This is a genomic window from Curtobacterium sp. NPDC087082 (assembly GCF_044745045.1).
Taxonomy (GTDB): Bacteria; Actinomycetota; Actinomycetes; order Actinomycetales; family Microbacteriaceae; genus Curtobacterium.
This window is the reverse complement of sequence record NZ_JBIUZN010000001.1, coordinates 763476-775213: the sequence shown is the minus strand read 5'-3', so window position 1 is coordinate 775213 and position 11738 is coordinate 763476. Positions and strand designations below refer to the sequence as shown.

The 11738-nt window shown below is 71.3% G+C and carries 9 protein-coding genes; 6 read left to right on the top strand and 3 right to left on the bottom strand.

The genetic code is table 11. The features are described 5' to 3' along the window. Window positions 1–107: 107 nt before the first annotated feature. The 3 genes from ACIPEP_RS03670 to ACIPEP_RS03660 form a co-directional block, all read right to left on the bottom strand. Window positions 108–1022: a metallophosphoesterase gene (locus ACIPEP_RS03670; protein WP_071295615.1), complete on the bottom strand. Its 915-nt coding sequence runs from the start codon at window positions 1020–1022 to the stop codon at window positions 108–110. A gap of 103 nt (window positions 1023–1125) precedes the next feature. Beyond that, window positions 1126–1467 carry an L-rhamnose mutarotase gene (locus tag ACIPEP_RS03665; RefSeq protein WP_402716530.1) on the bottom strand — a complete coding sequence of 114 codons (342 nt, stop codon included), beginning with the start codon at window positions 1465–1467 and terminating at the stop codon, window positions 1126–1128. A gap of 56 nt (window positions 1468–1523) precedes the next feature. Further along, window positions 1524–2885 (bottom strand): MFS transporter, encoded by a 1362-nt coding sequence (locus ACIPEP_RS03660; RefSeq protein WP_309886291.1) that lies wholly within the window; start codon window positions 2883–2885, stop codon window positions 1524–1526. A 123-nt stretch (window positions 2886–3008) separates the two neighbouring features. Here ACIPEP_RS03660 and ACIPEP_RS03655 point away from each other — a divergent pair, with 123 nt between their 5' ends. The 6 genes from ACIPEP_RS03655 to ACIPEP_RS03630 all read left to right on the top strand — a co-directional run bounded on the left by ACIPEP_RS03655 (window position 3009) and on the right by ACIPEP_RS03630 (window position 11538). Further along, on the top strand, window positions 3009–4019 hold the full coding sequence (locus ACIPEP_RS03655; RefSeq protein WP_402716529.1) for a LacI family DNA-binding transcriptional regulator: 1011 nt from the start codon (window positions 3009–3011) through the stop codon (window positions 4017–4019). A gap of 340 nt (window positions 4020–4359) precedes the next feature. Next, window positions 4360–5454: a LacI family DNA-binding transcriptional regulator gene (locus tag ACIPEP_RS03650; protein ID WP_402716528.1), complete on the top strand. Its 1095-nt coding sequence runs from the start codon at window positions 4360–4362 to the stop codon at window positions 5452–5454. A 493-nt stretch (window positions 5455–5947) separates the two neighbouring features. Then, window positions 5948–7270 (top strand): ABC transporter substrate-binding protein, encoded by a 1323-nt coding sequence (locus ACIPEP_RS03645; RefSeq protein ID WP_070418239.1) that lies wholly within the window; start codon window positions 5948–5950, stop codon window positions 7268–7270. Between the two features lie 79 nt (window positions 7271–7349). Next, window positions 7350–8204 carry a carbohydrate ABC transporter permease gene (locus tag ACIPEP_RS03640; protein WP_083295454.1) on the top strand — a complete coding sequence of 285 codons (855 nt, stop codon included), beginning with the start codon at window positions 7350–7352 and terminating at the stop codon, window positions 8202–8204. A gap of 92 nt (window positions 8205–8296) precedes the next feature. Next, a complete protein-coding gene (locus ACIPEP_RS03635) occupies window positions 8297–9100 on the top strand; it encodes a carbohydrate ABC transporter permease (RefSeq protein ID WP_071295632.1) in 804 nt (267 codons plus the stop codon). A 122-nt stretch (window positions 9101–9222) separates the two neighbouring features. Further along, window positions 9223–11538, top strand: coding sequence for a family 78 glycoside hydrolase catalytic domain (locus ACIPEP_RS03630; protein ID WP_402716527.1), 2316 nt, complete (start codon window positions 9223–9225; stop codon window positions 11536–11538). Window positions 11539–11738 lie beyond the last annotated feature (200 nt).

Sequence of the window (11738 nt, the reverse complement as noted above, 5' to 3'; positions counted from 1 at the left end):
GAGTTCCCGACTGCAACCCGAACGCGCGGGGTACCGGCGTCCGCACACGACGGACGGGAGGGACGGTGCGGGCCCGCACCGTCCCTCCCGTCCGACGAACGGTGCGTCTACTGCCCGGTGGATGCCTCGATGACGCGCGCCACGGTGTCCGCGTCGAGCGCGAACGCGAGCGGGTCCGCGTCCGGCCGCGGCACGCGGACCGGGGTCGACCAGACCGAGCCGTCCTCGGCGACGTCGACGACGAGCGCTCCGGAGTCGACGTACGCGGACTCCTCGTCGTAGGCGCCGGTGACGTCGGTGTCGTTCGCGACACCGGGCGCGACGAGCACGGGCACGCCCGCGAGGGTCCCGGCGAAGTGGTGGTGGTAGTGCCCCGCGAGCACGACCCGGACGTCGGAGCCGCGGATCGCGTCGGCGAGCGCCTCCGGGTTGCGGAGTCGCAGGGCCTCGTGCAGCGCGGTCGGTGCCGGCAGCGGCGGGTGGTGCAGCACGACGACGGTGCCGTGCGGCGCGTGGTCGCCGGCGAGCGCGGCGCGGAGTCGTTCGAGCGACGCCTCGGCGATCTCGCCGTAGCCGACCCCGGGGACGCTCGTGTCGACCGTGACGATCCGCCGACCAGCGACGAGTGACTGCCCCCAGACCGGCACGGTCGGCGGGTGGTACTCCATGGTGTGCATGAGCGGCCGGCCGCCCTCGCCGAGGACGTGGCCGTTCGCGAGGACCTGTCGGAACCCCTCGCGGAGGTCGTGGTTGCCCGGGACGGTGACGAGCGCCGCACCGTGGCGTTCCGCCCAGCCACCGACGCGCTCGAGCACCGCGGCGTACGACTCCGGAGTGCCGTCCTCGGACACGTCGCCGGACACCACCACGAGCCCGATCCCCGGGACGCCGTCGACCCGGGCGAGCACGCCCTCGAGCGCGGCGGTCGTGTCGACGGACCCCTGGTGCAGGGCACCGTCGCCCGTGAGGTGGGTGTCGGACAGGTGGAGGACGCGGAGGGTCCCGGCTGCGGGCTGCTGCATGGCCCCACGGTAGCGAGGGTGCCTTGCAGTCCCCGGTGCCCCGCGGGCGTCGTTCGGTGAGCAGGAATGGTCGGGTCCGGCGACGGGACCCGACCATTCCTGCTCACGATGCGCACGAAGCGAGCTGGTCCTCGAGGTTGAAGACCTCCGGCAGCACGCGCGCCGTCTGGTCCGCCCGCCCGGTCGCGCCGTCGAACAGGTCCTGCATGTGCGCCTCCCACGCGGCGGCCACCTCGGACGCGGCGAGCGACGCGTCGGCATCCGCCACCGACTCCGTCTCGTAGTACCCGATGAGCAGGCCGTCGTCGTCGAGGAACAGCGAGTAGTTCCGACGTCCCGCGGCCGCGATCGCCCGCAGCATCGCCGGCCAGACCGCGGCGTGCCGCTCGCGGTAGGCGTCGAGGTGCTCGGTCCCCACCTGCAGGCGGAAGCAGACGCGGGTCACGTGATCCGCGCCTCCAGGGCCGTCCGGGAGGCGCGCATCACGCTGGTCCGCGTCGCTCACCGTGGCGTCCGCTCGTCTCGCGCACCCCGCAGCGTCTGTTGACGCGCGGCGTGCTCCTCGGGCGTGCGGACCGTGCCGGTCGCGCTGGTGACGGTGCCGTAGCGTTCGGCCTCGATCTCCTCGAGGGTCTTGCCCTGCGTTCGCGGCGCCCAGATCGTCCCGACCAGGAACGACAGCGCGAGCAGGCCGAGGATGAGCCCGCCGAGTGCACGGAGCCCGATGTCGGAGAGCAGGAGCGGGAACCAGATGCTCAGCAGGCCGACCATGACCCGCGCGGCGAGGAACAGGACGCCCTGCGCGCTCGCCCGGTACCGGGTGGCGAACAGCTCGCTCGTCCAGAGCCCGTAGAACGCCTGCGCGCCGATGCCAGACGAGATGCCCCACGCGATCGCGAAGAACAGCAGCGTGCCGAGGTTCGCGGGCGCGTAGATGAGGACGGCCCAGGCGACGACCGCGAGCGCGGCGCCGATCGCGTAGAGCAGCCTCCGGCTCATCCGGTCGGCGAAGCGCATGAATCCGAAGTACGTCGCGGCGACGGTGCAGCCCCACACGAGGATCTGCAGCCCGTACTGCTCGGTGACGCTCGTCACGCCGGTGGCGGAGTAGACGCGGGGCTGGAAGATGCCGGCCTGCCCGGCCACGGTGTTCCAGAGCGCGTAGACGCCGAACAGGAACAGCATCGCGGTGAGGTTCTTGCGGCGGCTGAACAGCTGGGTGAAGCCGTGGAAGAAGTTCGCGGAGCCGGTGGCCGCGCGCTCGTCCTTCCAGATCGTGGACTCGGGCAGGCCGCGTCGCAGCCACCACACGATCGCGGCGACGACGAACAGGTGCGCGAAGATCAGGCGGCTGCCGAGGAGCCCGAGCGGCGCGGCGGCGATGGCCAGGGCGAAGCCGACCATGGGGCCGATCGACCAGGCGAGCTGCGCGGTGCCGACGTGGGCAGCGCGCTTGTCGGCCGGGGCCTGTTCGGCGATGTAGGTCCAGCTCGCGGGGACGCCCGCGCCGACCGCGATGCCGGTGAGGATGAACCCGACGAGCAGCATGCCGTAGCTGCCGGCGAACACCGCGAGCAGGATCCCGAGCATGTAGAGCAGCAGGTCGTAGGTGTAGATGAACTTCCGGCCGTAGCGGTCGCACAGGGGTCCGCCGATGATGGCGCCGGCCGCTGCGCCGAACGCGTTCGCGGACAGGCTGGCGAGGAGCCCGACCTGCAGGTCCCCGACGTGGAACTGCGCCTGCCAGAGGCTGAGGCTCGTGGCGATCGCGATGATCGACCCCGACTCGATGTAGTTCGACATGGCGACCGAGATCGTCGCCTTCCAGCCCGTGGTGTTGCGGGCTCCGATACGGACCGCCATTGGTCCTCCGTTCGCGTGTTCGTCAGTGAATCGTTTCAACGGTGCTGCGGAGACGGTACTCGTCGTTCGGCCGGAGGGCAAGTCGCTCCACCGGAACGCCCGCCCCGATGCCAGGATGACCCCATGGCAGTGAGCGTTCGGGACGTCGCAGCGCTCGCCGGGGTGTCACTCGGCACCGTCTCGAACGTGCTGAACCGTCCCGACAAGGTGGCACCGGGGACCGTCGAACGCGTGCAGTCCGCGATCGCCGAACTCGGGTTCGTCCGCAACGACTCCGCCCGCCAGCTCCGCGCCGGCCGCAGCTCGACCGTCGGGCTCATCGTGCTCGACGGCGGCAACCCGTTCTTCACCGACGTCGCCCGCGGCGCCGAGGACGCGGCGATGCAGAAGGGCCTGGCCGTCCTCGTCGGGAACTCCGACGAGTCGGTCGACCGCGAGCACACCTACGTCGACCTCTTCGAGGAGCGCCGCGTCGCCGGACTCCTCATCTCCCCCGCCGGGGACGACCTCGGCCGCCTCGAGCGACTGCGCGACCAGGGCACCGCCGTGGTCCTCGTGGACCGCCGCGCCGACGACGAGCACTTCGCGTCCGTCTCCGTCGACGACGTCGCCGGAGGCCGCATCGCCGTCACGCACCTCACCGCGATCGGACGTCGGCGGATCGCCTTCGTCGGCGGCCCGTTCGGCATCCGGCAGGTCACCGACCGGCACACCGGCGCGGTCGCCGCGGCCGAGGCGGCGGGTGCGGCGCTCGAGGTGATCCCGACCACGTCGCTCTCCGTCCTCGAGGGTCGGCGCGTCGGCGAGGAGATCCAGGCCCGCCCGGCCGCCGACCGCCCGGACGCGGTGTTCGCGGCGAACGACCTGCTCGCCGTCGGCCTCGAACAGGCGTTCATCATGCGCGGGTCGATCCGGGTTCCGGAGGAGATCGCGATCGTCGGGTACGACGACATCGCGTTCGCCGAGGCCGCGGTCGTCCCGCTCACCTCGGTGCGGCAGCCGGCGCAGGACCTCGGGCGGCGGGCGATCGAGCTGCTGCTCGCCCAGGTGGACCAGGGGCAGGGCACGGACCAGCTGCACGTCGAGTTCACGCCCGAGCTCGTCGTGCGGCAGTCCACCGTCGCCGAGCGCTGAGGGGCGCTGCGCGCTTCGCCGCGCGCCCGTGATCGTGCCGCCGGAGCGACAGGACACAGGAAGGCCGCGGCGTCCGTGACGGCAGAGCGACAGACCCCAGGCAACCGTTCGCGGCACACCGTCGCTTTGGCGAACGGGGCGGCGAGCCGCGTCGGACGGGAGGCGCGGGTCGGCGCCGCACCGCGCCTCCCGTCACGGCAGTCGCCGCGCTGGCGCGGTGCGCCGGAACCGGCTGGTGGGGCCCACCTCCCGTCCGACGGATGGCCGGGTGGGCGCGTCGGTCGGCCGTCCTGTCCGGCGGATGGCCGGGAGGGCGCGCCGGTCCGCATACGATCGGAGCATGGTGCATGTCCCCCGGCGCGACGGACCGCCGAGCGTGCACCACGTCGCCGCTCGGGCGGGCGTCTCGCTCGCGACGGTCTCGAACGTGCTGAACCACCCGGAACGCGTGGCCGACGCGACCGCAGCGCGGGTCCGTGCCGCGATCACCGACCTCGGGTACACGCCGAACCGCAACGCGCGGGCACTCGCCTCGGGGAGCACGCGAGCGATCGGGCTCGTCGTGATGTCCCTCCGCAACTCCCTGTTCAGCGACATGGTGAACGGTGCGCAGCTCGCCGCGCGTGAACGTGGGCTGACCCTGCTCATCACGAGCAGCGAGGACGACCTGCAGGCGCAGGGTGAGCACCTCGCGTTCCTCGAGAGCGCACGTGTGTCGGGGATCCTGCTCGCCCCGATGACCCAGTCCCGCGAGCAGGTCGAGACCACGCGGCGGCACGGGCGACCGGTGGTCTACGTGAACTTCGAGCCGACCGAGGTCGATGCGTGCTCGGTGGTGGTGGACAACGAGCAAGCGGCGTTCCTCGCGACGGAGCACCTCATCGAACGCGGCTGCCGACGCATCGGGTTCGTCAGCGCCCGCGCGGAGCTGCAGCCCGTCGAACGTCGGCGGGCGGGGGTGCTCCGTGCGGTCGCCGCTCACCCCGACGTAACGCTCGTCGACGTCGACGCGGGGGACATCGACCCTCCCGGCGGGACCGACGCCGGTGCACGCATCGCCGCGATGCCGGCGGACGAGCGGCCGGACGGCATCCTCGGCGTGACGGACCTGCTGGCCATGGCGGTCGTGTCCGAACTGCGCGCGGCGGGGATCCGGGTGCCGGAGGACATCCCGGTGTCGGGCTGCGACCACAACTCGGTCGCGTGGGGCGGCGCCGTGCCGTTGACGTCGGTGACGATGCACGGGTCGGAGATGGGCGCGGCGGCGGTCGAGCTCATGCTGGCCGAGCTCGACGAGGACCCCGCGGAGCACGTGCACCGGACGGTGGTGCTCGGGAGCGAACTCGTGCCGCGCGAGAGCACCCTCGGGCGGGCGGGGGCGGCCGAGGCGGCTGCCCGGACGGCGCCGAGCGACCCGAGGCGTACCGAGGCCTGACGGGGCGCGCGCGGCGCTCGGCGTTCCCGAGTCTCGCGGTGGCGGACATTTTCGCGGGCGCGGAGCCGCGAAAGTGTCCGCCGAGGCGAGTCTCGCGCGGCGGCCCGCGCGCGACCGCCCGCCCGCCGCGCCCCGACCGCTCCACCAAAGCGACAGTTCACAGGACGGCTCCGCGCTCGACCCCGCGCAAGCGACACATTCCCACGCGGGTTCGGCGGCACGGTGTCGCTTTGCCGCCAGCGCAGCCGCGGCCGCACCGCCCGCCCAGCGCGCCCCACCCGCCGGGGCCCACCCCGCGCCTCCCGGCTCCCGCGGCCGGCGGGACCGCGCACTTGCGTAACGAATCAGGACCGGTGATTGACACGCTTCAATCCACATGGTTCCATTCCGATTGAAACGTTCTAAACAGCACCACCGGGAACCGCATCGGCGCGGTGACCGGGTCCGTTTCACCCGGGTTCCCCCAGTCCCGGGCCTTACGAGGAGGTAAGGAATGTCAGCTCGTCCCCTGACCACCAGGTTGCTCGCCATCGGCGGCGCCGCGGTCCTCATCGGCAGCCTGGCCGCGTGCTCGTCGGGCGGCTCCGCCGACACCGGCAGCGGCGGCGGCAAGGTCACGATCACGTACCTCGCCGACAACGCCGAGGCCACCGCCGCCACCGCGAAGCCGCTCATCGCCGCGTTCGAGAAGGCGAACCCCGACATCACCGTCAAGTTCGACACGAAGCCGCAGGGCACCGACGGCGACAACCTGGTGAAGACCCGGCTGTCGACCGGCGAGATGGCCGACGTCTTCAACTACAACTCCGGCTCGCTCATGCAGGCGCTCAACCCGGACAACACCCTCGTCGACCTCTCGAAGGAGAGCTGGGCGAAGGACGTCGACCCGCAGTTCACCAAGGTCGTCAGCACCGACAAGGGCATGTACGGCGCCCCGTTCGGCACCAGCTTCGGCGGCGCCGTCCTCTACAACAAGAAGGTCTACGCGGACCTCGGCCTGAGCGTCCCGACCACGTGGGCGGACTTCATCAGCAACAGCGAGAAGATCAAGGACGCCGGCATCGCGCCGATCATCCAGACCTACGGCGACACCTGGACCAGCCAGCTGTTCGTCCTCGGCGACTTCGCGAACATCACCGCGCAGCAGAAGAACTGGGCGACGCAGTACACGAAGCACAAGGAGTCCTACGCGGAGCAGCCGGCACTGGCCGGGTTCCAGCACCTCCAGGAGGGCAAGGACAAGGACCTCTACAACGAGGACTACGCGTCCGCCACGCAGGCGAACGGCCTGAAGATGCTCGCCGAGGGCAAGGGCGCCCAGTACCCGATGCTGACCAACGCGATCTCGGCGATCCAGCAGGACTCGCCCGACGCGGTGAACGACATCGGTGCCTTCGCGTTGCCGGCGGAGAACGCGGACGACACGAACCTCACCATCTGGGAGCCGAACGGCCTCTACATCCCGAAGACGACCACGGGTGACAAGCTCGCGGCCGCCAAGAAGTTCGTCGCCTTCGCGAACTCGTCCGAGGGCTGCAAGGTGCAGAACGACACCGGCACCCCCGGTGGCCCGTACGTCATCTCGACCTGCACCCTGCCCGACTCCGTCCCGCCGATGATCGGCGACCTGCAGAAGTACCTCGACGACGGCAAGGCGAGCCCGGCACTCGAGTTCCTCTCCCCGATCAAGGGCCCGAACCTCGAGAAGATCTGCGTGCAGGTCGGCTCGGGCATCACGAACGCGGCGAAGGGCGCTGACCAGTACGACGACGACGTCGTCCAGCAGGCCCAGCAGCTCGGCATCAAGGGCTGGTGATCCGGTGACCGCGACCCTCACGACGGCGGTGGCCCCGCCGCAGACCACGAAGGCAGGCCCCGGGCCGGCACGGCGCCGCATGCGCTCGTTCTACCCGGCCTGGTTCTTCATCCCGGCGATCGCGCTCTACGTCGTGTTCTTCGCGGTCCCGACCTTCGCGGGGTTCTACTTCTCGCTCACCCGCTGGACGCTGTTCGACCAGACCTTCATCGGCTTCGACAACTTCGTCCGGTTCTTCCAGGACCCGCAGCTCGTCTCCGGGTTCGTGCACACGTTCGAGTACGGGTTCGTGACGAGCGCGGCGAAGGTGGTCCTCGGACTCGCCCTCGCCCTGCTCCTCACGAGCCCCGTGCTCGGGCGCGGGTACCTCCGAGCGGTGGTGTTCTTCCCCGTGCTGGTGTCGACCATCGGCATCGGCATCACGTTCAAGGCGCTGATGGACCCCTTCCACGGGATCATCAACGGCGCCCTCGGGGCGGTCGGCCTCCCCACACCTGGATGGCTGACCGACCCGGCCCTCGCCCTCTGGAGCGTCGCCGCGGTGGACGTCTGGAAGGGCGTCGGCATCGCGACGCTCATCTTCATCGCCGGCATCGTGGCGATCCCCCAGGAGTACTTCGAGGCCGCCCGTGTCGACGGCGCCAGCGCGTGGACGATCTTCAAGAACATCACGCTGCCGCTGTCCCGCCCGGCGATGGGGACGGTCATCATCCTGTCGCTCATCGGCGGCCTGCGGTCGTTCGACCTCATCTGGGCGATGACCGGCGGCGGACCCGGCTTCACGAGCGACGTCATCGCGAGCGTGATCTACAAGCAGTACCAGGCCGGGTTCTACGGGCTGTCGACCGCCGGCAACGTCGTGTTGTTCATCGTGGTCACAGCGATCATGGTCCCGATCTCCTGGCTCATCAACCGCAAGGAGGCGGACCTGTGACCGCGATCACCACCAGCCGACGTGCCGGCGCCGGCGCCGCGAAGACGCCCACCCCGCGCCGACGGAGCCCGCACACCGCACGCAAGTGGGTCATCGGCATCGTCGCGATCGTCGTCAGCTTCGTGGTCTTCCTCGTGCCGTTCGTCTTCGTCCTGCTGCAGGCCGCGAAGAGCCCGGCCGAGGCCAACCAGCTCGGCTTCAGCCTGCCGACCCAGTGGCAGCTGTGGCAGAACCTCGTGGCGGTCATGCAGACCGGCGACGGCGGGATCCTGCGCTCGTTCCTGAACAGCGCCGTGCTCACCGTGGGGAGCGTCATCATCATGGTGGTGTTCTCCGCGATGGTCGGCTACGTCCTGCAACGGCGACCGAGCAAGTGGAACGGCCTGATCAACTTCTTCGTCCTCGCCGGCCTCATCGTCCCGCCCGCGATCGTCCCGACGATCTGGGTGCTGCAGGGGCTCAACCTGTTCAAGACCATGGGCGGGATGATCCTCATCGAGGCGACCTTCGGCCTCTCGTTCTGCATCCTGCTCTTCCGGGCGTTCGTCGCGACGATCCCCAAGGAGCTCGACGAAGCAGCCGTGCTCGACGGCGCCGGTCCGATCCGCCTGTTCTTCGGGGTCGTCCTGCCGCTGCTCAAGCCGGTCATCATCACGGTCGTGCTCGTGCAGTCGGTGACCGTGTTCAACGACTTCACGAACCCGCTGTACTTCCTGCCGGGTTCCGAGAACGCGACGGTGCAGCAGACGCTGTACACGTTCCAGAGCCAGTCGGTCAGCCAGCTGAACCTGCTGTTCACGGACGTGCTGCTCATCACGATCCCGCCGCTGATCCTCTACATCTTCTTCAACCGTCAGATCGTCGCCGGCATGACGAGCGGCGCCGTCAAGGGCTGACGCCCGATCCACGGCCTGGAGGCGCGACCCGCCTCCACCACCCCGCCCCCCGCGGGCGGGTGGCCGGGCCCACGACCCCCGCACCGGTCGACGATGACCGGTCGCGTGAAAGGACACACCACATGACCGCCTGGACAGCACCGTTCATCGCGAGCGACGCCGACCTCGGGAGCGCACCGATCCTGCGCCGGGAGTTCACCCTCGACGACGGCCACGGCGCCGTGACGAGCGCGACCCTCGACGTCAGCGCCCTCGGCGTCGTCGAGGCCTGGCTCGGCGGGCAGCGCGTCTCCGACCACCTGCTCGAGCCGGGGTGGACGAGCTACGAGTGGCGCGTCCGCGTCGTCTCGCACGACGTCACGGCACACCTCGCCGGTGCCGAGCCGGGTGGCGCCGCCGTCCTCGCGCTCGTCCTCGGCAAGGGCTGGGCCGCCGGACGCCTCGCCTGGGGAGGCGGCGGCGGCTGGTACGCCGACGAGGTCGCCGGGTTCGCCGAACTCCGCGTCACCTTCGCCGACGGCCACGAGCAGCTCGTCGCGACCGACACCGACTGGCAGGCGCTGTCGAGTGCGATCACGGCCGACCAGCTCTACGACGGCGAGGACGTCGACGCCCGCCTGCGCGACGGCTCCTTCCTCACGCCCGGTGACGTGACGGTGCCGAGCGTGGACGGACACGAGGGCCGCACGAGCACGGTGCACACGGTGGACCTCGGGGAGCGCGAGCTCGTCGCCGACACCGTGCCGCCCGTCCGACCGCTCGCCGAGATCGCCCCGGTCGAGGTCTGGACGAGCCCCGCCGGCGCCACGCTGGTCGACTTCGGCGTGAACCTCGTCGGCTGGATCCGGGTGACCGCGTCCGGCCCGGCGGGGACGGTCCTGACCCTGCAGCACGCCGAGGTCCTCGAGCACGACGAGCTCGGCACGCGCCCCCTGCGCACCGCGAAGGCCACCGACCACTTCACCCTCAGCGGGGACGGCCAGGACGTCTTCGAGCCGCGCTTCACGTTCCACGGCTTCCGGTACGCCCAGGTCGACGGGTGGCCCGGCACGCTCGACGAGCTCCGCACCGCCCTCACCGCGGTGCAGGTCGGGTCGGACCTCCCCCGCACCGGCACGTTCGAGTCGAGCCACGAGCTGCTGAACACCTTCCACGACAACGTGGTGCGGGGCATGCAGGGCAACTTCCTCAGCGTGCCGACCGACTGCCCGCAGCGCGACGAACGACTCGGGTGGACCGGCGACATCGCGGCGTTCGCGCCGACGGCCTCGTACCTCTTCGACACGCGGGCGTTCCTCGGCGACTGGCTCCGCGACGTGTGGCTCGAGCAGCAGCACGCCGACGGCATCATCCCCTTCGTCGTGCCGGACGTGCTGAAGTACTCCCCCGCCGAGGACTTCGGCAAGCCCGACGCCACCGCAGTCTGGTCGGACGCCGGGGTGTGGGTGCCCTGGACGCTCTACCAGGCGTACGGCGACACCGCGGTGCTCGAGGAGCAGTTCCCGTCCATGGCCGCGCACCTCCGGCGGATCCGCGACCACCTCTCCCCCGAGGACCTGTGGGACACCGTGTTCCAGTTCGGCGACTGGCTGGACCCGGACGCCCCGCCGGAGGACCCCGCGGCGGCGAAGGCCGACAAGGGCGTCGTCGCGACGATCTGCGCGTACCGGTCCGCCACCATCGCGGCGGACGCGGCCGAGCTGTTGGGCGGCCACGAGGCGGAGGCGAGCGAGTTCCGGGAACTCGCGTCGCGCCTCCAGGCCGGCTTCCGGACCCACTACCTGCAGGACGACGGTCGGATCCTGTCCGACTGCACGACCGTGTACACGCTCGCGATCGTGTTCGGGATCCTGTCCGAGGCGGAGCAGGCCACGGCCGGCGACCGTCTGGCGGAGCTCGTCGAGCAGTCGGGGTACCGGATCTCGACGGGCTTCGCCGGGACGCCGTTCATCACGGATGCGCTGACGCAGACCGGACACCTCGAGGACGCGTACCGGCTGCTGCTGCAGACCGAGTGCCCGTCGTGGCTGTACCCGGTGACGATGGGCGCGACGACGGTGTGGGAGCGGTGGGACTCGATGCTGCCGGACGGCACGATCAACCCGGGCCAGATGACGTCGTTCAACCACTACGCGCTCGGTGCCGTGGCGGACTGGATGCACCGCGTGGTCGGTGGTCTCGCGCCGTTGACGCCCGGGTACGAGTCGGTGCTCGTGGCGCCGCAGCCCGGAGGCGGTCTCACGTGGGCGTCGACCTCGCTCGACACCGTGCACGGGCACGTCGCCGTGCGGTGGGAGCTCGTCGACGGGGAGCTGCTCGTGCGGGTGACCGTGCCCGAGGGCGTCACCGCGGTGGTGCGGCTGCCGGGTGCTGCGGAGCAGCGCGTGTCGGGAGGCACGCACGAGCTGCGCGCGCCGGCCGCGGTCCCCGCGGGGTAGCGGCGGCCGCGGGGCGGCGGCGCTTCGTCGCTCGGCCGCCCGCCGCGCCACCTGCCGCGCCGCCCGCCGCGCCGCCCGGCCCCGCCGCGCCCCCGCCGCGGCGGCCGCGGGGCGGCGCACAACCAAAGGCACGTTGCGCCGCGCGATCGCGCGGTTCGAACGCACTGTGGTTGTGCAGCACCGCCCCGAACCGCCACCAC